18 protein-coding genes and 1 pseudogene are annotated in these 20,712 nt (G+C 58.8%); all 19 read left to right on the top strand.

The genetic code is table 11. The annotated features are described in order from the left end of the window. Positions 1–3: 3 nt before the first annotated feature. The 19 genes and pseudogenes from tssE to tssK all read left to right on the top strand — a co-directional run bounded on the left by tssE (position 4) and on the right by tssK (position 20,710). Positions 4–411 (top strand): type VI secretion system baseplate subunit TssE, encoded by a 408-nt coding sequence (gene tssE / locus AACX99_RS01895; RefSeq protein ID WP_339409138.1) that lies wholly within the window; start codon positions 4–6, stop codon positions 409–411. 9 nt (positions 412–420) lie between these two features. Continuing rightward, entirely contained in the window at positions 421–972 is a 552-nt protein-coding gene (locus AACX99_RS01900) for a PAAR domain-containing protein (protein WP_339409139.1), read from the top strand. Continuing rightward, positions 969–1,859: a glycine zipper family protein gene (locus tag AACX99_RS01905; RefSeq protein ID WP_339409140.1), complete on the top strand. Its 891-nt coding sequence runs from the start codon at positions 969–971 to the stop codon at positions 1,857–1,859. The genes AACX99_RS01900 and AACX99_RS01905 overlap by 4 nt, the downstream gene beginning before the upstream one ends. 10 nt (positions 1,860–1,869) lie before the next feature. Then, positions 1,870–2,502 carry a hypothetical protein gene (locus tag AACX99_RS01910; RefSeq protein ID WP_339409141.1) on the top strand — a complete coding sequence of 211 codons (633 nt, stop codon included), beginning with the start codon at positions 1,870–1,872 and terminating at the stop codon, positions 2,500–2,502. 95 nt (positions 2,503–2,597) lie between these two features. Next, on the top strand, positions 2,598–3,020 hold the full coding sequence (locus AACX99_RS01915; RefSeq protein WP_339409142.1) for a carboxypeptidase-like regulatory domain-containing protein: 423 nt from the start codon (positions 2,598–2,600) through the stop codon (positions 3,018–3,020). Then, positions 3,020–4,810, top strand: coding sequence for a type VI secretion system baseplate subunit TssF (gene tssF / locus AACX99_RS01920; RefSeq protein ID WP_339409143.1), 1,791 nt, complete (start codon positions 3,020–3,022; stop codon positions 4,808–4,810). The genes AACX99_RS01915 and tssF overlap by 1 nt, the downstream gene beginning before the upstream one ends. After that, positions 4,774–5,781, top strand: coding sequence for a type VI secretion system baseplate subunit TssG (tssG, locus tag AACX99_RS01925; RefSeq protein ID WP_339409144.1), 1,008 nt, complete (start codon positions 4,774–4,776; stop codon positions 5,779–5,781). Before tssF ends, tssG begins: the two co-directional genes overlap by 37 nt. 11 nt (positions 5,782–5,792) lie before the next feature. Further along, positions 5,793–8,408 carry a type VI secretion system ATPase TssH gene (gene tssH, locus AACX99_RS01930; RefSeq protein ID WP_339409145.1) on the top strand — a complete coding sequence of 872 codons (2,616 nt, stop codon included), beginning with the start codon at positions 5,793–5,795 and terminating at the stop codon, positions 8,406–8,408. A 10-nt stretch (positions 8,409–8,418) separates the two neighbouring features. Continuing rightward, positions 8,419–9,930 (top strand): sigma-54 interaction domain-containing protein, encoded by a 1,512-nt coding sequence (locus tag AACX99_RS01935; RefSeq protein WP_339409651.1) that lies wholly within the window; start codon positions 8,419–8,421, stop codon positions 9,928–9,930. 103 nt (positions 9,931–10,033) lie between these two features. Further along, positions 10,034–10,492, top strand: a pseudogene (locus AACX99_RS01940) (putative adhesin); the annotation flags it as partial. Between the two features lie 168 nt (positions 10,493–10,660). Further along, the gene (locus AACX99_RS01945) at positions 10,661–12,727 is read left to right on the top strand and encodes a type VI secretion system Vgr family protein (protein WP_339409653.1); all 2,067 of its coding nucleotides are present in this window, start codon (positions 10,661–10,663) and stop codon (positions 12,725–12,727) included. After that, positions 12,724–13,566 carry a DUF4123 domain-containing protein gene (locus tag AACX99_RS01950; RefSeq protein ID WP_339409146.1) on the top strand — a complete coding sequence of 281 codons (843 nt, stop codon included), beginning with the start codon at positions 12,724–12,726 and terminating at the stop codon, positions 13,564–13,566. The genes AACX99_RS01945 and AACX99_RS01950 overlap by 4 nt, the downstream gene beginning before the upstream one ends. Beyond that, complete coding sequence (locus tag AACX99_RS01955) at positions 13,563–14,309, top strand: hypothetical protein (protein ID WP_339409147.1); 747 nt, start codon at positions 13,563–13,565, stop codon at positions 14,307–14,309. The genes AACX99_RS01950 and AACX99_RS01955 overlap by 4 nt, the downstream gene beginning before the upstream one ends. Before the next feature lie 6 nt (positions 14,310–14,315). Continuing rightward, positions 14,316–15,164: a hypothetical protein gene (locus AACX99_RS01960; protein WP_339409148.1), complete on the top strand. Its 849-nt coding sequence runs from the start codon at positions 14,316–14,318 to the stop codon at positions 15,162–15,164. A 6-nt stretch (positions 15,165–15,170) separates the two neighbouring features. Next, on the top strand, positions 15,171–17,318 hold the full coding sequence (locus AACX99_RS01965) for a lipase family protein (RefSeq protein ID WP_339409149.1): 2,148 nt from the start codon (positions 15,171–15,173) through the stop codon (positions 17,316–17,318). A 221-nt stretch (positions 17,319–17,539) separates the two neighbouring features. Beyond that, positions 17,540–17,671 carry a type VI secretion protein gene (locus AACX99_RS01970; RefSeq protein ID WP_339409150.1) on the top strand — a complete coding sequence of 44 codons (132 nt, stop codon included), beginning with the start codon at positions 17,540–17,542 and terminating at the stop codon, positions 17,669–17,671. A 19-nt stretch (positions 17,672–17,690) separates the two neighbouring features. After that, complete coding sequence (gene tagH, locus AACX99_RS01975) at positions 17,691–18,887, top strand: type VI secretion system-associated FHA domain protein TagH (RefSeq protein ID WP_339409151.1); 1,197 nt, start codon at positions 17,691–17,693, stop codon at positions 18,885–18,887. A 5-nt stretch (positions 18,888–18,892) separates the two neighbouring features. Beyond that, the gene (gene tssJ, locus AACX99_RS01980; RefSeq protein ID WP_339409152.1) at positions 18,893–19,375 is read left to right on the top strand and encodes a type VI secretion system lipoprotein TssJ; all 483 of its coding nucleotides are present in this window, start codon (positions 18,893–18,895) and stop codon (positions 19,373–19,375) included. A gap of 3 nt (positions 19,376–19,378) precedes the next feature. Beyond that, a complete protein-coding gene (gene tssK, locus AACX99_RS01985; protein WP_090240817.1) occupies positions 19,379–20,710 on the top strand; it encodes a type VI secretion system baseplate subunit TssK in 1,332 nt (443 codons plus the stop codon). Positions 20,711–20,712: the final 2 nt, after the last annotated feature.

The following is a 20,712-nucleotide window of genomic DNA, read 5'->3' on the forward strand; positions in this document are numbered from 1 at the left end:
CTTATGTCAGGTTACGGAAGCCTATTCGAACGCCTCGGCGGTGAAGCCAGCCAGCGCGCTGGCTGGAGCCGCGAGGTCGCCGCCATGGCGTCGGTGGCTACCCACCTGGCGAAAATGCTCAGCACCCGAGCGGGCAGCGTGCAAACGCTACCCGACTACGGGTTGCCCGATCTCAACGATATGCGCCTGTCGCTGCACGATTCGCTGCAGCAGGCGCGTATCGCCATCGAACGCTTTATCGAAGCGTACGAACCGCGTTTAAGCGAGGTGCGGGTGATTTCCCTGCCCCGCGACAACAACCCGCTGAGCCTGGCCTTTGCCATCGAAGGCCTGCTGGAAGTGGACGGCTTTAAACGCCAAGTGAGTTTCTCCGCGCGCCTGGATGGCAGCGGACAGGTCAAGGTCAATTAAGGAGAGCCCATGTCCGGTAAACCCGCAGCCCGCGTCAGCGACCCCACTGTCTGTCCGCTTCCTGGCCACAGCAAGAATCCAATCACCGTTGGCTCACCCAACGTGCTGTTCGACAACCTGTCCGCCGCACGCCAAGACGACCCAACTGCCTGCGGCAGCTCCTTGGCCAGCAACGTGATCAGCAATGTACTGATCAACGGCAAGCCTGCTACCACGGTGGGCACTGTGGGTAATCACGGCAATCCGGTTGTAGCGGGCTCTGGAACGGTGATTATTGGGACCAGTGGGGGTGGGGCGGCGTTTACGGCGCCGTCTGCGATGACCATTGCACATACAATCGTGCCGCTTCTTATAGGTGCGTACGATGAACAGTTTCGTATCGTCGATGGGGAAGGGACACCGCTCGCCAATACGCCTTTTCATATCAAAGATCAGGCAGGGAACGTCTACCAAGGCTTCTCAGATGGAGCTGGACGAACCCAACGTATCTATACCGCAACACAGGAAACGCTGGAGATAACTACTGGTGTGGCCGCTCTGGAAAAGTGGGGCAGAGCATGAGCGCATTCCAATGTACAGCCGAAACCAACCAACAACCTGGATCAGTTAGTGATATTCCTGGCTATCTTATGCCTGCCCGCGCGTTCTTCTTTATCGTTGTTGAAGAGGTAGGCAAAGACGGTTTTTTGGTTCGAAAAATTTACGCATCAAATAAAAGTCCTTACCTAGCCAATATGCAGCTTTCCCCGCTGCAGGCGCTTTCAGAAGTGAGCCCTGAGCGCTACGGAATGATGCCCAAAAGCCCAAATGCATCAGTGAGCATCGCTGAACATGTCATGGGAAAAAATGCCTCACAATTCATTTCTACTAGTTCGATATTTCCTGAAGGCTCGCCTCGTTTCGATGGCAGAAGCATCTTCATCGATATTGAAAAGGCTAAGAGTGCGGGCGCCAGACTCGTCTCAACTGAGGAGATTCTCGCCGATCTCAATCGGTACAAGGCACAACATCCACATCTGGCTAAGCGCGTGGATAAGATCGCGAGTTATGTTCGTGAAATAGATAAAGAAATCCTGATAGACGGCAAGAAAGTCCCGGCAAGTGCCGTGTTCAACAAACAATCGCTAGGTGCGACCAATGCTTTGGTTAGGTCTGCACGCGTAGTTCAAGTTCTAGGTGTCGCTTTCACCGCCTATGACCTGACTCAAGCCAGCCGAGAATCCATTGAAGTTGGTAGCGCAAAACCCATTACTGCCGAACTGGTTCGGCAGGCAGGCGGCTGGGGGATGGCATGGGCAGGCTTTAAAGTCGGCGGGGTTGTCGGTGCAGCACTCGGTATAGAAACCGGCCCAGGAGCCATTGCGACGGGACTAGTTGGCGGCATCGTTTTCGGAGCTGCTGGCTATTTTGGCGCTGACTGGGTAGCTGACCACATCTATGAGAATTGAAGGCGCAGATATGTTCCCATTTTTCAAAAAAGCCAAAGTAGGCAAGGATGCTTCCGTTGTCCACACCACTGCGGTGCGAAATGAGCTTCAGGAATTGGTCGCTCTGTACCCGGCCGAACCGCTACCTACGCTAGCCTCAACCTCAAGATTTCCCTTGGTCACCACACTCGAACCATTCGAGCTTGCTGCCTACCATATGAGCCTTATGCCGCGTGCTAGCAGCCTGGCTGAACTACGCAACGTTATTGAGCACGAAGACTTCCAGCATGAAGTGGGGCAATCAGCGCGCTTCCTGTCGTTGCGCAACCCGGCCGGTAAAACTGTCTCGCTCTGCGAACAGACCGAATTCAACAACGTATCTCTGATCGTTATTACTAACAGCATGCAGCTCGTCGCTGCGCTGCGTCAGATAGATATCGCGCCGCCCACTCCCTGGGAAGTTTTTCCGGAAGTCGATCCCGAGTCGCTAGGAAGCCTGCAAGGCGATATGGCGTATTGGTGGAATACCTACTGGACACCGTTCTGGAACAGCCTCGAAAAAGCTGAGCAGATTGCTTTCCTCGACCGTTTCGAATGCCCCGCTGAATGGCGTGAGTTCATCGACTTTCACGATGGCATGAATAATCAGGAAGTGTCCCCTTGATGACCTCTGGAGCGTGCGGGGACATGCACCTACACCATCGAGGCCTATCAACGGTCGTCACGATGTTGGGGTGCAGCTCGCTATTGAGCGGCTGCGTGATCTATCCACATACGGTGCCGGTCAATCCACCTATTGAGGGCAGCCTGGTATCGGTAGAAAGCGGGCAGCCGGTAAGCGGTGCAGAGCTGACTTTGAATGTTGGCAGTGATATGGCCCGCATCTACAAAACCAGCAGCGATGCGAATGGGCGTTTTGCTTTTGCCGCTCATTCGGATTTTCGCCTGATCACCTTGCTGGAGGATGCCCCGCCCTGCAACACCGTGCTGACCATTGAAGCGCCCGGCTACAAGCCTCGCCACTGCCTCTGGATGGTTCCACATTGGTGTAGTGGGGTTCCACCCGTAACAGCTTTCAAGGATCTGAAGCTGATTCCACAGCACATGCCCAACGACTACGCAGAAATTCAAGCAACCAATAATTGGCCATGTGACGACCCCACGGCAGGGATGAATAACTGATGTCTTTTAACCACTACTACCAGAGCGAACTCACCGCCCTGCGCCAACTCGGCAAGCGCTTTGCCGAGCGCAGCCCGGCGTTGGCGCCGTTTCTTGGGCAGAGCGGGCGCGACCCGGATGTCGAGCGACTGCTGGAAGGTTTCGCCTTTCTTACCGGACGTCTGCGGCAGAAGCTTGATGACGAGCTGCCGGAGCTGACCCATTCGCTGATGCACCTGCTGTGGCCGAACTATATGCGCCCGCTGCCGGCGTTCAGCATGTTGCAGTTCGACCCACTCAAACGGTCGGGCGGTGCCTTGCTGGTGCCACGCCATACACCTGTGGAATCCAAGCCGATCCAGGGCGTGACCTGCCGTTTTCGCACCGCCTTTGCCACCGAGGTGCTACCACTGGCGCTCAATGGCCTGGACTACTCGATCAAGGGCGCTGGTGCGATGCTCAGCCTGCGCCTGGGCATGACTGCGGACGGCCATCTTGGCGAGCTCAACCTCAAGCAGTTGCGCCTGCACCTGGCTGGCGAGCGTTATATCAGCCAACTGCTTTACCTGAGCCTGTTGCGTCATCTCGGTGGCGTACAGCTGGTGCTGCTCGATGCGGCTGGCAAGCCGCTGCAGGACACGCTAGGGCGACCATTGGATGGCCTGCACCTGCCAAGCAGCAATGTGCAGCCCGTTGGTTTTGCCGAAGATCAGGCGCTGATCCCCTACCCGCTGAACACCTTCCGCGGTTACCGCTACCTGCAGGAATACTTCGCCTTCCAGGACAAGTTCCTGTTTGTCGACCTGCTCGGCATCGATGCACTCAAGCGCGTCCCCGAAGACGTGCTCAAACAGGCGCGCGGCATCGAACTGCGTTTCGATATCCACAAGGCCGGCGTGCAACGTATCCGCCCGACCCTAGATAACGTGCGCCTGTACTGCACACCGGTGGTCAACCTGTTCGCCCATGACGCCATCCCGATTCGCCTGGACGGCAAGCAGGATCAGTACCTGCTGCTGCCCTCGGAGCTCGATTCCGAGCATTGCGGGGTGTTCTCGGTGGATCGCGTCACCGGCTGGAAGCCTGGCGGCAAGGGTTACGAAGAGTACGTGCCGTTCGAATCCTTCGAGCACGACGCCAGCTTCGACGTGCCCCTGGCGCGCCCGCACTACAGCGTGCGCCAGCAACCGTCGCTGCTTGGCGACGGCCTGGAAACCTACCTGAGCTTTGGCCTGCGCAACCTCGATCAGCATGAAACCCTGTCCATCGAGCTGACCTGCACCAACCAGAACCTGCCACGTCAGCTGGGCCTTGGTGATATCTGCATGCCCTGCGAGGACACCCCGGAGTTCCTCACCTTCCGCAATATCAGTGCCGTAACGCCGAGCTATGCACCGCCATTGCACCGCGACTTTCTCTGGAAACTGATCAGCAACATGTCGCTGAACTACCTGTCGCTGGCCAACGTCGAGGCACTCAAAGTCATTCTCGAAACCTACGACCTGCCGCGCTACTACGACCAGCATGCAGAAAAGGTCAGCAAGCGCCTGCTCGACGGTCTGAAAAGCATCAGCCACCAGCACGTCGATCGCCTGCATCGCGGCTTGCCCGTGCGTGGTGTACGTACGCAATTGACGATCAACCCCGAAGGCTATGTCGGCGAAGGCGATCTATTTCTCTTCGCCACCGTACTCAATGAATTTTTCGCCCTGTATGCCAGCTTGAACTCGTACCACGAGCTGCGCGTACAGAGCACACAGGGAGAGGTGTACCAATGGACGCCGCGCATGGGGCAACAGCCCCTGCTCTAAACCGGCTTAGCCGGGGCATCCGCGAGTACAGCCTGTTCCAGGGTGTGCAGCTGGTGCTGGAACGCTTGCAGGCTGCTCATCCTGAACTGGATGAGGAGGCGCTGTATCAGCGACTGGAACTGCAGGCCAACCCGAGCATGGGGTTCCCCGGTAGCGATATCGATCGCGTGCAATTCTTCGAAGAGCACGGTGAGCTGCGCGCGCGCCTGCGCATCAACTTGGTCAGCCTGTTTGGCGCCGGCTCACCACTGCCAGCGTTCTACGGTGAGCAAGCGCTGGGCGACAGTGAAGATGGCAACCCGACCCGCGACTTCCTCGACCTGTTCAACAACCGTCTACAGCGTCTGTTGCTACCAACCTGGCAGAAGTACCGCTATCACTCGCGGTTCCAGAGCGGTGCGGTCGATGCGTTCTCCGCACACCTGTTTGCTCTGATCGGCCTGGGTGGCGAGACCATTCGCCAGGCTAAGGAGCTGAACTGGAAGCGCCTGCTGCCCTACCTCGGCCTGCTCAGTCTGCGCGCCCACTCGGCAGCACTGATCGAGTCAGTACTGCGCTACTACTTCAAGCACGCCGACCTGCATATCGAACAGTGCCTGGAGCGTCAGGTGGAAATCCTCGGCGAACAGCGCAACCGCCTGGGCTTGGCCAACAGCCAGCTCGGTGAAAGCCTGGTGCTTGGCGAGTTCGTGCGCGACCGCGGCGGTAAGTTCCGCATCCATGTACGCCAACTGAACTGGGACCGCTTCCACGAATTTCTGCCCATTGGCAGCGGCTACCAACCGCTCTGCGCGCTGGTGCGTTTCACTCTGCGCGACCCACTCGATTACGACATACGCCTGGAGCTGCGCCAGGACGAAATACGCGAATTGCGCCTCGGCGCGGACAACCCCTGCCTGCTGGGCTGGACCACTTGGCTCGGGCGTGACAACGCCGACGGCGTGGTCACCCTCGGCAGCAAAGCTCATTAAGGATTGATGAAATGATCAACGTCGATTTACAGCAACTGGTGCAAGCCCTCGACGCGGCCAGCAAACATGACCTGGAATGCGCCGCCGAGCGCTGCGTGGTACGTGGCGGCAGCAAGATTCTCGTCGAAGACCTGCTGCTCGGCCTGCTTGAGCGCCCGGAAGGCTTGCTGCCCCGCGCCCTGCAGGATGCCGAAGTGGACGCCAGCGAGCTGGCCCGCGCCCTACAACCGCGTGGCGAACACAGCGAATCGCGCAACCCGGTATTTGCCACAGAACTGGTGCAATGGCTGCAGGACGCCCTGCTGGTCGCCAGCCTGGAACTGGGCCAGAGCCAGGTTGATGAAGCCGCGCTGATCCTCGCCCTGCTGCGCAACCCGATGCGCTATGCCGGCAGCCACTATCAGCCACTGCTGGCCAAGCTGAATGCCGAGCGCCTGCGCGAATTCGCCATGGCTCAGCAACCGCAAACCGCCGCAGGTAAACCCGCAGCCGGTGGCGAATCGAACCTCTCGCGCTTCACCCACAACTTCACCCAGCAGGCTCGCGACGGCAAGCTCGACCCGGTGCTGTGCCGCGACGGCGCGATCCGCCAGATGATCGACATCCTCGCCCGCCGCCGTAAAAGCAACCCGATCGTGGTCGGCGAAGCCGGTGTCGGCAAGACCGCCATCGTCGAAGGCCTGGCCCTGCGCATCGCCGCTGGTGAGGTGCCCGCTGCGCTTAAGGGTGTCGAACTGCTGTGTCTGGACCTCGGCCTGCTGCAAGCCGGCGCCAGTGTCAAAGGCGAGTTCGAACGCCGCCTGCAGGGCGTGATCGATGAGGTCAAAGGCTCGCCCAAGCCGATCATCCTGTTTATCGATGAAGCCCACACCCTGATCGGTGCCGGTGGTCAGGCTGGCAGTGGCGATGCAGCCAACCTGCTCAAGCCCGCATTGGCGCGTGGCGAGCTGCGCACCATCGCCGCCACCACCTGGAGCGAGTACAAAAAGTACTTCGAGAAGGACCCGGCCCTGGCCCGGCGCTTCCAGCCCGTGCAACTGCACGAACCGACGGTCGAAGAGGCCGTGACTATCCTCCGTGGCCTGGCACCGGTGTATGAAAAGAGCCACGGCATCTACCTGCGTGATGACGCCGTGGTCGCCGCCGCCGAACTGTCGGCGCGCTACCTGGCCGGTCGGCAACTGCCGGACAAAGCCGTCGATGTGCTCGATACCGCCTGCGCCCGCGTGCGCATCAGTCTGGCCGCTGCACCGGAGGCACTGGAGCGTCTGCGCGGTGAAATTGCCGAAGGCGAACGGCAGAGCGAAGCCATGGGCCGCGACAAACAAGCCGGTTTGCAGATCGACAGCGAAATCCTCGAACAGCTCGAAGCGCGCCTGAGCCAGGCCCGCGCTGAACTTGAGCAGATCGAAACCCGCTGGTCGGTGCAGCGTGAACTGGCCGAACGCCTGCTGGAATTGCGCAAGCAGTGCGCCAGCCTGCGCCAGAACCCGAACGAAGCCGAAGCCAAACCTGAAGAAAGCGACGGCCAGGCCGTGCAGCTGGAGCAATTGGAAGACGAACTGCGCGCCGTGCAAGCCGAGCTGGCCAGTACTCAGGTGAATGAGCGCCTGGTTAGCTTCGAAGTCTGCCCGCGCCTAGTGGCCGAAGTGATCAGCCACTGGACCGGCGTGCCGCTGAGCCAGCTGGCCCGCGAGCACAACAGCAAGGTGCTGACCTTCGCCCGCGACCTCGGCCTGCGCGTGCGCGGCCAGGAGCAAGCCATCGCCGCCCTGGACCGTTCGATGCGCGCCACCGCTGCCGGCCTCAATCGCGCCGATGCGCCGGTCGGCGTGTTTCTGCTGGTCGGCCCCAGCGGCGTCGGTAAAACCGAAACCGCCCTGGCCCTGGCCGATCTGCTGTATGGCGGCGAGCGCTTCCTCACCACCATCAACATGTCCGAGTTCCAGGAGAAGCACACCGTCTCCCGGCTGATCGGCGCACCACCCGGCTACGTCGGCTACGGCGAAGGCGGCATGCTCACCGAAGCCGTGCGGCAGAAGCCCTACTCGGTGGTGCTGCTCGATGAAGTGGAAAAAGCCGACCCGGACGTAATGAACGTCTTCTATCAGATCTTCGACAAAGGCGTGGCCAACGACGGCGAAGGCCGCGAGATCAACTTCCGCAACACGCTGATTTTGATGACCAGCAACCTGGCCAGCGAGCGGATCGCCAGCCTCTGCCAGGGCGGCCAGCGCCCGGATGCGGAAGACCTTGAACAGGCGATTCGCCCGACCCTGACCCAGCACTTCAAGCCGGCACTGCTCGGCCGTATGCGCGTGGTGCCGTACTACCCGATCAATGGCGAAGTGCTCAATGAACTGGTCGGCCTCAAGCTGGAGCGCTTCGCTGAGCGCCTGCAACGTCGCCAACTGCAGTTCAGCTACGCGCCTGCCCTACTGGAGAATTTGGCCGAACGCTGCAGCCACAGCGACAGCGGCGCACGCCTGATCGATCACCTGATTGACCAACACCTGCAACCGCTGGTGGTCGACCGCCTGCTCGACGCCATGGCCAGCGGCGAAAGCCTGCAACGCGTGCACGCCACCCTGGACGGCGAAGGATCGGTGGTCTGTGAGTTCGCTTAACATGTCGCTGATGTTCAGTCAGGTGCCGCAGCCGCTGCGCTATGCCGAAGCGCTGTTGCAACGCTTCGCCACGCTGGCACGTGCGTCCACTAGCGATGCCCTGCTCGGCGGCCTGGTGGAAAGTGCCGCACAGCTGTCCGGCAGCGAACTGAGCCAGCTGTACCTGCTCGACGATACTCACACCCGCCTGACGCTGTCCGCCGAATGGCAGGACGGCCTGTTGCAACCGCGTGCGGATGCCAGCCTGTCCAGCGACTACGACGGCGAACATCTGCTGCAGTACTGCCTGTGCCAGAACCAGACGCTGAGCCTCAATGAGCTGGATCGCAACCTGCACCAGACCGGCTTCCTGCCCGAGGCGCAACAGCCTTGGCGCAGCTTGCTGTGCCAACCGCTGCTGGATGAGCAGAAAGGTGTCACCGGCCTGTTGCTGATTGCCAGCCAGCGCTCGCGAGAGTTGCAAGGCTTTGCCGACTCGCTTGGCCAGCTGGGCAGCTTTGTCGTCGCCCAACTGCACCTGCTGCAACGCCTGCGCGCTCCGAGCGACGAGCAGCCGGTTGCCGTGGTCAGTATGCCCTGCGCCAGCGGCTATGGCCTGATTGGCGACAGCCCGGCGATGCGCAGCGTCTACCAGCTGATCAGCAAAGTGCTGCACAACCCTGTCAGCGTATTGCTGGCGGGTGAAACCGGCACCGGTAAGGAGCTGGTAGCCCGTGCCATTCACGATTGCGGCTTTCGCCGCAGCAAAGCTTTTGTGGTGCAGAACTGCGCCTCGCTGCCGGAAAACCTGCTGGAAAGTGAACTGTTCGGCTACCGCAAAGGCGCGTTCAGCGGCGCCGACCGCGACCATCAGGGCCTGTTCGACGCGGCCAATGGCGGCACCCTGTTCCTCGATGAAATCGGTGATATGCCGCTGAGCCTACAAGCCAAGCTGCTGCGCGTCTTGCAGGAAGGTGAAGTGCGCCCGCTCGGCTCAACCAGCACGCACAAAGTCGATGTACGCATCGTCTCGGCCACTCACCACAACCTGCGCAGCCTGGTCGAAGAAGGTCGTTTCCGTGAAGACTTGTACTACCGCTTGGCGCAGTTCCCTATCGAACTGCCGGCCCTGCGCGAGCGTGAGCAAGACATTCTCACCCTGGCCCGGCACTTTGCCGACAAGGCCAGTGCCTTCCTGCAGCGCAACCCTTGCCGTTGGGCCGACCGCACCCTGGACCAACTGGCCAGCTACGCCTTCCCCGGTAACGTGCGTGAACTCAAAGGCATGGTCGAACGCGCGGTGCTGTTATGTGAAGGCGGCGAGCTACTGCCCGAGTACTTCAACCTGCGTCAGGACAGCAGCCCGGACGACAGTGGCATGAACCTGCGCGAACGCATGGAGCGCGTCGAACGCAGCCTGCTGCTCGACTGCCTGCGCAAAAACCGTGGCAACCAGACCAGCGCCGCCTGCGAACTGGGCCTGCCGCGCCGCACCCTGCTGTACCGCATGCAGCGGCTGAGTATCAGCCCGGCTGACGTGTAAGGCTTAAGGAGAAGAGCATGTTCAACGCCGCCAATCAGAGTTACGTCAATCCCGTCAGCGCTGTGCTTGTCCAGCCGCAACGTGGTCATGTAGGAGTCTTCGCGTGAAACCTACTCCAGCGAACGCAACCGCTCTCGGCGAACATTTCTATCTGTTCCAGAAGTCCTCTGGGCAGCCAAGCAAGAAACTGATCATCACCAGCCATGGCGCTTATATGCCTGGCATGCACTTGAACGTGCCCGCCAACACCTCGCTGGTGTTTTATGGCCCGGACGGTAAAACCCTGCAAGACCCCGGCCTGGGCAAGGTGATGCGCGGTGAAATCGCGCCGCACGAACAGAAAGGACCGGGGGAATCCACGCGGAACTACCTGGTTTCCAAGTACAGCGACGACCAGTACTCGAGCATTGCCTACGGTGCCAAGCTTGAAGGCGTCGACATCCTCACCGTACGCAACCGCAAAACCCCGACCCTGTTGTTGCAGAACAGCACCATCGCGCTGAGTGATGTATTCAGCGAGTTGAGCAAACACGGCCTGCAGTACGACGAAATCCACTGTGTGTTTTGCCGTAATTTTCTCTTTCACCCCAAGCCCGCAACCCATATTGCTCCGGCCGCGACGACCCAGCCGCCGACTGAGGCTGTTACAGCCAATGCCAGAAGCAGTGCGGTATCGGCCTCCGCAGTCGTTCGCGCCTTGACCGGCAACGCCGCCAACCTTGCCACAAGCCTGGCGCCAAACCGCTTTACCCTGGCCATCGACGGTCTCGGCCACGATCTGCAAGTACTTGAATTTAAAGGCCGCGAGGCCATCAGCCAACCCTTTGCATTCGAACTCGAGCTGATCAGTGAACGCCCTGACCTGGACCTGGAAAGCCTGCTACATCAACCCGCCTTCCTAGAATTCACAGCCGATGGCGGCGGCATTCATGGCCTGATCTACCGCATCGCCCAAGGCGACTCCGGGCACCGTATAACCCGCTACCACGTCACCCTGCGCCCGCAACTGGCGTACCTGGCGCACCGCATCAACCAGCGTATTTTCCAGCATCTGACGGTAGAAAAGATCATCAGCCAGGTGCTCGAAGAACATGGCATCCAGAGCAACGCCTATAAGTTCGAGTTCGGCCAGACCGTCTACCCAGAACGCGAATACTGCGTGCAGTACGACGAATCCGACCTGCACTTTATCCAGCGCCTGTGCGAGGAAGAAGGCATTCATTACCACTTCCAGCACAGCGAGCAAGGCCATGTACTGGTCTTCGGTGATGACCAAACCGTCTTCCCCAAACTCGCGCCAACGGCCTACCAGCAGGACACAGGCCTGGTGGCCGATGAGCCGGTGGTCAAGCGCTTCGCCTTACGTCTGGAAACCCGCACCAGCCGCGTAACCCGCCGCGACTACGACTTCGAAAAGCCCAAGTTGTTGATGGAAGCTGCTTTTACCAGTGAGTTCAGCCCCGACCTGGAAGACTACGATTACCCCGGCCGCTTTGTTGAGCGTGAACGTGGCAAGCACCTGGCCAAACGCAACCTCGAACGTCATCGCAGCGATTACGAATTAGCCCAGGGTGAAAGCGACCAACCGCTGCTGCTCAGCGGCCACTATCTCAACCTCAGCGACCACCCGCGCAGCGACTGGAACCAGCTCTGGCTACTGACGGAAATCCACCACGAGGGCAAACAGCCGCAGGTGCTGGAAGAGTCCGTCACCAGCGACACCCAAGCCAGCGACGGTTTCCAACAGGGCTACCGCAACCGCTTCAGTGCCACGCCTTGGGACGTGTTGCACCGCCCCGCACTTAAGCATGCAAAACCCAAAGTCTTGGGCAGCCAGACGGCCGTAGTCACGGGGCCCGCCGGTGAAGAAATTCACTGCGACCAATACGGCCGCGTCAAAGTGCAATTCCACTGGGACCGCGAAGGCCAAGCCAACGACACCACCAGTTGCTGGCTGCGCGTCAGCTCCAGCTGGGCCGGTGACCGCTATGGCGCTATCGCTATTCCGCGTATCGGTATGGAAGTGCTGGTGACCTTCCTCGAAGGCGATCCTGATCAGCCCCTTGTCACCGGCTGCCTGTACCACGCCGAACATGTGGTGCCCTACGAACTGCCTGCCAACAAAACCCGCAGCCTGTTCAAAACCCTGAGCAGCCCAGGCGGTGGCGGTTATAACGAACTGCGCATCGAAGACAAAAAAGGTGCCGAGCAGATCTACCTGCATGCTCAGCGCGACTGGGACGAAAACATCGAGCACGACCAGAAAATCCGCGTGGGTAACGAGCGCCACGACACGGTCGAAGCCAACAGCTACAGCGAATTCCAGGCCGAAGAACACCGCACTACCCACGCCGACCGCAAAGTGGAAACCCGCAGCAACGACCACCTAACCGTCGGGCAAAAACAGCATGTGAAAGTCGGCACCGGCCAATTCGTCGAAGCCGGCAACGAAATCCACTACTACGCCGGTAGCAAAGTGGTGATAGACGCTGGCATGGAACTCACCGCCAGCGGCGGCGGCAGCTTCCTCAAGCTCGATCCGGGTGGCGTCACCCTGAGCGGCGCAACCATCAAGATGAACTCCGGCGGCGCACCGGGCGTGGGCACTGGGATCGGCATTGTGCTGCCGATTATTCCGGGGGCGGCGGATGCGGATAAGGCAGGAGAAAAGCCTCAGCTCGCCCTGGCCAACGTCCAACTGCAAATGGCCCGCAAGGCACGCCAACTTGGTGCAAGTCGCTGCCCTATTTGTGAAGCATGCCGGGATGGCGTCTGTGACACAGGACTCCGCGCATGATCGAAGTAGCCCAAGACTGGCTCACTGAACAGCTTGCCCAGCAACGCGAGCTGGTACTGATTATCGACAGCCTCGCAGAGCCTGATCCGATCAAAGCCCTGTTCGCCGCAGACCTGATGCAGGACTACGTCAACCTTTACCAAGGTACCGAGTTTACTGATATGGCCGAAGTCGGCCCTTGGCTGGTGCGTTTGCATAACTCCGACGCAGAGCTGATTCAGACGCTACTCAATACACCTGAAAGTGACTGGGGTTGGCTGGCCAGCGCAGAACACATTGATCTAGCCACCCTGACCCAACACTGGCAAGAACGCCTGCTAGTTGATGAGCAAGAGCAACGTGCGTTCTACCGCTTTCAGGACAACCGGGTAATCGCACGCCATCTTGCTCAACTCAGCGAAGCGCAACACCCCTTGCTACTGGGCCCACTAAACAGCGCGTTATGTTGGGACGGCCAAGCCTGGCAGAGCATCAATAACCCGCACCCGGCTCTATACCCAGCGCCATTCGACAAACCCTGGCAAGAACTGGCCGAACCAGAGACCGTCAGCCAAGCAGTTCTGCGGCATAACCTGGAGCAGTGGTTGTGGCAAAACCACTCAGCAGCAACCGCTCAATTGGCCGAAACGCAGCCCCTAAGTAGCTGGTTGGACACGAAACTTGAGCAAGCCCAAAGCTGGCAGTGGCAGTCGTTGGAACGCATTCAGTTTCTGCTGCGCTACCAACTCGACCCTGCGCTCGCTGAACACCCTGCGTGGGCTCCCGTCGAGAATGAAACAGCGGATGCCCACTTCGCGCGCAGCAGCAAAGAGCTGTTTACAGCGAGTGTTCAGGCATGACCTTTGCGTTCAACAATCTTCAGGTACATCGCCTGTTCTGGATCAGCATGCTTGGCCTCTCGCTAAGCGCGTGCAGTTCACTCAGCCAGCTGGCTGGCGAAAGCTTTACCTTGGAAGGCGAGTTGCCAGCCAACTTCTCACTCAAGGCCCAGGCCCACTATGGCGTGGCCAATGGCTGTGACGGTCGCCGCCAGGCCAAGTCGTTCGAAACCGGCCTCCAGAGTGATCAGCAGCAATACCGTTTCAACATCCCAGTCAGCTATCACGATGGGTTGTGTGAAATGCAATTGGCCAGAGTCGGGCTGTTTATCCATGGTCGCTACGGCGATAAGGACTGGCAGCAGACTTACGACAATGGCGGCTTGGTAATCGTCGACAAACTCCCAGAGGGCGCGCCGGACTTTCAGGCGAACGGTACTCTGGCCAAGAAGGCTGAATGCTCATGGGCATTTCAAATCAGCAAGCTTTATCTAGAAATCTCAAAACTACTAAGTTGTGAAAATGCAGGAGCCCATCTGGCCCGCGATGAGCTAGCAGGTAAGACCGTACAGCTGCAATTTAAGGTGAGCGCTGATGAGCGCCCTTACATGAATGGTTATTGGCTAAAAACTAAACCCGGCTGGAAGCCCTGTACAAGTCGCTGGGGAACTAAATTCGAAGAGCTCTGTACAGAGCCACCACAGTTCAAAACCTTCGAAATGAACGGCCGCGAATGCACCGTTTACCCAAATTGCACGGAGTAAGCAGCGATGAATCAATTAGTGAAAAGGCGCTTTATTAAAACCTTGCTACTTACAAGCATGCTAGTTGGTGGCAGTGCATGCAGTTCAATTAATGTAGCTGTGCCAGGTTCTGAAAATTTTACTTTGGCTGGCGAATTACCTGCTGATTTCTCTTCAAAAATCACCGCCACCTACAACCCCACTCAACGCGAAGGCTGCACGCGCACTTTTTATAGCTATGGACTTGGCAAAGAAGTTACTGAACTCAATCAGCATTTCGCCATCTTCGAAACCGAGCGCAACTCTCAACCCCAGCAGATCAAGCAACAAATACCGCTGAACTACAAGCTGGTGGGTTGCACGTTGCAGTTAGCTTCGGTTGATTTCAAGGTGGTGGGGCATTACGGCCCTGATCCGGTATTCGACAAGTACCCTTCCGGTGGCGGCTTGAAGATCTATGACAAGCGCCCGGAGCAAGCGCCGCGCTTTCCGGCAAACGGCACCTTGGAAGTTCGCGGGCTCTGTACCTGGCTATTTCAAATTAGCGACGCGCTGGCCCGCAAAGGAGGTATTGCAAAACTTCTTTACTGCCACGCTACCGACGAACAGTGGCAAGTCGCGGAAGATTTTTCGAAACGGCGCGGCATGGGGATCGCAGTGGTTCGAGGCGAATTACCGGGCAAGACCGTCAGAATGGAGTTCCGGGTAAATCCAGAAGAAGAGCCATCTCATGACGAAACCTGGATTAAATTTCCTGAGGGTTGGAAGCCATGTGTAAACAAGGATGGCTGGAAGTGGTGTCGCAACCCTCCAGAATTCAAAACCTTCAAAATGAACGGTCGTGAATGCACCGTTTACCCAAATTGCACGGAGTGATCAGGGATGAATGACTCGGTTAAAACCAACAGAGTTGAAACACTTAATTGCCCTCTCCGGGAGCATTGGATCAGCTTTCGGCTGGTTGACGAACATGGTGATGGCAGTTCTTACGCTGGTCTCCCCTATAAGCTGCACGATAGCCAGGGACAACAGATCGAAGGAATTCTAGATAGTGATGGCTTTGCACGTGCAGAGAACATTTATTGCGGTCCAATCGTGCTGGATATTTCAGGTCTGGCAAGCAATATCACTGACAAGTGGTACAAAGAGCTCACAACGCGAAAAGCCTACAAACTCCCACTCACTGCTCTGCAAGTAGCTGCCGAACAATCCCCCACCGGCCCTCGCCGTACAGATGGCAAAACCTATTTGGCTGAAGAGCGTGCAGTGCAAGAAAAGGCCCGATTCCATCGGGTTGAGGTCAGTGACTTTGCAGAAGTCATCTCGCATCTACCGCGCAGCGATAGCTCCTGGCATCCACGCCCGTCCGCGTCGCTTAAGCAGAGCACAGGGCTGGCGAAAGAACAACTGGGTACAGCTCTAGCACCCAACCAGCACCATGTGTTGGAGGTCAAAGCCTTACGCGCTTATCGGCCGCTGCTTTCCCTAAGCAAGGAGTTCAATGCGCTGGATGCTTACCAGTTTGCCCTGATGGCCACGCAATCCTACGCCCCGTTCAATCAGCCTTTTGACCAGGACCCGAAGGGCGAAGCAAAGCCACCCTATTCGGTTCCCGGCACCCTTGGCCATGTACTGGACACCACGCTGGCGCACTGCACAGAACCCGATACCTTTGGCGGCGCAACGCCCTATCACCTGCTGACCGAGGAGGTGCCCTACTCAAAACGGCTGGAAATTGTGCCCCATGATAATGAGCACTTTGCCGGTTTGAATGAGGAGCGCAGAACACCACAAGCCGTGCACTTTCTGCATCAGCCTGCAAATATCCTGCGCGGCACACTTGGTGAGGCCCAGGCCTTTATTACCCATGATGATCGGATGGTATTGATCGTTGCCCGTGGCACTCAGGAAATTGCCGACTGGGTGCGCGACGTCAATGCCACTCAAGTGCCAAATGAGGCGGGGGAGGGCCAAGCCCATCATGGTTTCCATGAGTCCTTTAAAGCTGTGCGCGACTTTGTGGTGCCCTATCTGGAATTTGCCCGCACGAACAACCAGAAAATAGTGGTGTGCGGCCATAGCCTCGGAGGGGCCATCGCGTTGTTAATGGCCGAATGGATAAGAAACAATTGGTCCGAAGACGTGCTGCTCTACACCTACGGTTCCCCGCGAGCCGGTGACGAGGCATTTGTAAAAGGTGCCAGCGCACTGACTCACCACCGTATCGTCAACCACAACGACCTGATTCCCACCGTGCCAGCACCCTGGATGGACACCAAAGGGGCCATGCTATGGCCGGGTGCCGCCGCCTTGATCGGCGGGTCAACCGGCGTGGGTGCACTGCTGTTTCTCGCTGGAATGTATAACTTCAGTGGCGACGACTATCAGCACCATGGCCAGCAATGGCACTTTATGCCGTTGCCACAGGCGGATGGCCCACCGACGTCTGTGCTTTGGAAGCCAGGCTGCACCGGCATCGAAGAAGCCACCTGCGCGCGTTACAACTACCTAGCCCTAAAAGGTGACATGCCCGAACGCAGCAGTTTATCCGTCATGGATCACACAATGCTCGGTGGCTATATCCCTGCGTGCCACGCCACATTGTTGCGCTGGCAGGAAAGTCTCAAGCGCGGCGGCAGTACCCTCACCAACCTCGAACAGAAGTGGCTATCTGACGAAATCGAGACCTATGGCAAAAAATTGCGCCGCTGGAAAAACGTCACCTGGTCGCAATACAAAAATGACCCACGTAATCGCTCCATCCCAACCTGGGATCTGCGCCGGAATTACCAAGAAGCCAAAGCGGCGATAGAAGAAGACGTCACAGTCGAAATCGACAAGCTGGATATGACGCTTCAGCGTCTTGCGCTGTTGGCAAAACAACCGATCACATCCAGCGCGGTGTACGGCAACGCGCAGAACCACCCCGAGTTTGAACAACTGGTTGCTCGCTGGCTAGCGCATAACGAAAACCGAAAGACACCCCAACTAGCACGGATACCAAGTCCTAGCAGGCACCAATATGCATGATCCTAGTGACGTCACCACTGCAGACACACAAGTGACATCGGAGAATGCCAACACAACTTCAACGCTCACAGCTCTCAGTTTCGGGCGCTCATCCGCCATTTTTATGAACCAGGTCACCTGACAAGGCTCTGTCTTGCATTTCAATGCCCGCCCACAAGCAGCACTTTGCCACTACAACGGTGACTACCGTTGCCATTCACGCTTTCAAGGAGGAAATCCGCGTGCCTAAACGCTATTACGCCCTCGTTCTTCTCGCAGCTCTGAGCCTCTCTGCCTGCACCGGCAATTACAAGTTCAGCGACGACGAATACCGCCCGCTGGGCGACCCGCAAGCTCAAACCCGCGGCAACTGACCGCAAGGAGTAAAACACCATGGAACTGGTCTTCGATGTGGTCAGTGCACAGCAGTTCGTGCCAGGTCTATTGACCACCAAAACCTTCAAGCAGGCCGGCGGCATTATTGGTCGGGCGGAGGAGTGCGATTGGGTGATACCGGATCGCAAGCGCGTGTTGTCCAGCCGGCATGCCGAGGTGAGCTATCGCAATGGCTCGTTCTTCCTGACCGATACCAGCAGCAACGGTATTCAGCTGAAAGACAGCGGCGCCAGCCTGCGCAAGGGCGAGGCCCAGCGTATTGAGCATGGCAGCGTGTATTGCTTCGGTGATTTTGAGCTGCGCGCAAGGCTGATTCAGGACCCAGCGCTGTTCGCCGGCGATATCGGCCGTGCGCAGCCGGCCGGCAGCATTATTCCGGATGACGCCTTTCTTGATCTCGACCCGATGACTGCACTGGATCAGCAGGAGCGTGTGTACGCTCAGGTCGATGACCTGACGGCCGTGTTGCAGCCGCACAACGTGCATGCCCAGCAACGCGACTATGCGCAGATCGATGAAGAGAACCTGCTGGTGCCGGAGCTGATTGCACCGCCGGTAATCACCCAACCCAAGCCAGCGCCAGAGCCGGTACGCCTGCCTTTGAGCTTCTGGGAAAAATTCGGCGAAGCACTCGGGGTCAAGCTGGATGACCTCGACGATGACGCCCGCGAAGCCCTGGCCCTGAATGCAGCCAAGCTGCTCAAGCAAAGCGTCGGCAGCCTGCAACAGAGCCTGCGCACCCGTAGCGAACTGAAAAATGAGCTGCGCCTGGCCCTGACCACGGTGCAGAGCGCCGGTAACAACCCACTCAAACACACCGCAGACAGCAGTGAAGCGCTGAGCGCCCTACTGCGTGGCGGCAAGGCGGGTCAGCTCAGTGCCGAGCAAACCATCAGCCGCAGTTTCCGTGATCTGCAGGCGCATCAGGTGGCGCTGCTCGCCGCCAGCCGTGCGGCGGTCAAGGGCATGTTCGAGCAACTGTCGCCGGAGCAGCTGAGCCTGCGTTTCGAGCGCGAAGGGCGTAAGCCACTGATCGCCACTGCCGGCAGCCGCTGGCGCGCCTACCGCCGTCTGCACAGCGCGCTGGAGCAGAACGACGACTGGAGCGACCGTCTGTTCGCCCGCGACTTTGCCCGCACCTATGAAGAGCAGGTTCGCCTAATCGCCACTCTTAACAACGACGTTCAAGGATGATTTCCATGCACCGCTTGCTCCCCCTGGCCCTGTTGGCCGCCCTGCTCGGCCTTACCGGCTGTGCCGCACTGTCGCCCTATTCGGACATGACCAAACTCGACCTGACCCTTAACGGTCGGGACGAACTCAACCCGGACCTCAATGGCCGCCCTTCACCGATCGTCCTGCGCCTGGTCGAGTTAAAGCACCCAGTGTCGTTTGAAACGGCCGACTTCTTTTCGCTCTATCAGCGCCCGAAAGAAGCCCTGTCGCCGGACATGGTGGTGCTCGAAGAGCTGGAGCTGCGTCCTGGCGAACAGCGCAAACTGAAACTCTCGGTACAGCCTGGCAGCCGCTATGTCGGTGTATTGGCCGCTTACCGCGACCTGCCAGAAAGCAACTGGCGCACAGTGATTGTGTTGCAGGAAAAAGAGCACAACTACAGCGTGCTGACGCTGGATGCCAAAGGCATTCAAGCTCCGGATAAAGCCGACAAGGACGAGGACTAAGCCATGGCCATGCATAAAGTGGTCTGGCAGGAAGGCATGCTGCTGCGCCCGCAGCACTTCCAGCAGAACGACCGTTACTACGACTACCAACTGAAAACCCGCACGCAGAAGCTCGACAGCTACGCGTGGGGCTTTTTCGAGCTGGAGATCGACCGCCAGTTCCTCAACATGGGCAAGCTGGTAGTCAGCAAGGCCAGCGGCATTCTGCCGGACGGCACCTTGTTCGATATCGGTGCTGAGCGCGAGCCACTGGCTCTCGACGTGCCGCCGAATACCGGTAACACCCCGGTGTACCTGGCCCTGCCGCTAGTCACCGGCAACCATATCGAAAGCCGCCGCCCGGAACAGCAAGACGTACTGGCCCGCTTTACCGCATTCGATGAAGAAGTGGCCGACTCCAACGCCGGCGACAGCGCATCGAGTCAGGTCAGCTGCGGCCGCCCGGATTTCCGCCTGCTGCTGGGTGAACACCAGAGCGATCAGGCCTACGTCAAACTGCAACTGTGCGATGTGCTCGACACCACTCCGGACGGGGTCATCAGCATTGATCCAGAGTTCATCCCCACCTACGTCAACTTCCAGGCCTCCGGCTACCTGCTCAGCTGCTTGAAGGAAGTGATCAGCATGCTGGCGCACCGCGGCGACATTCTCGCCGAACGAATTCGCGCCACCGGCAAGGTCGGCGGTGCGGAAGTCGGCGACTTTATGATGCTGCAGCTAATCAACCGCTTCGAGCCGGTGCTGCGTCATTACCTGGGCATCGAACAGGTGCACCCGGAGCAGATCTACCGCGAGTTGCTCGGCCTGCTCGGCGAGCTGGCGACCTTCTCCAGCGAGATCAAACGCCCGCGCCTGGAAGGCCGTTACCTGCACAGCGACCAGGGCACCAGCTTCCGCAAGCTGATGGACGCGATTCGCCAAGTGCTGTCGATGGTGCTGGAGCAGCACGCTATCGAAATGCTCCTGCAGCAGCGTCAGTACGGCATTCAAGTGTCGCCGCTGCACGACCACAAGTTGCTCGCCACCTCCACCTTCGTCCTCGCGGCTAGCGCTCAGTGCGACTCGGAAGAGCTGCGCAACCGCCTGCCGGCGCACCTCAAGGTCGGCCCAGTGGAGCAGATCCGCCAACTGGTCAACCTGCACCTGCCGGGGATCAAGGTCAAACCGATGCCCGTGGCGCCACGGCAGATCCCCTTCCATTCGGGCAAAACCTACTTCGCCCTGGAACTGGGCTCCGAAGACCTGGCGCAGCTGGAACGCTCCGGCGGCTTCGCTTTCCACGTGTCCGGCGAGTTCTCCGGGCTTGAGATGAAATTCTGGGCGATCAGGAACTGATT

It is taken from the genome of Pseudomonas sp. EA_35y_Pfl2_R5 (assembly GCF_963970805.1).
Classification (GTDB): Bacteria; Pseudomonadota; Gammaproteobacteria; order Pseudomonadales; family Pseudomonadaceae; genus Aquipseudomonas.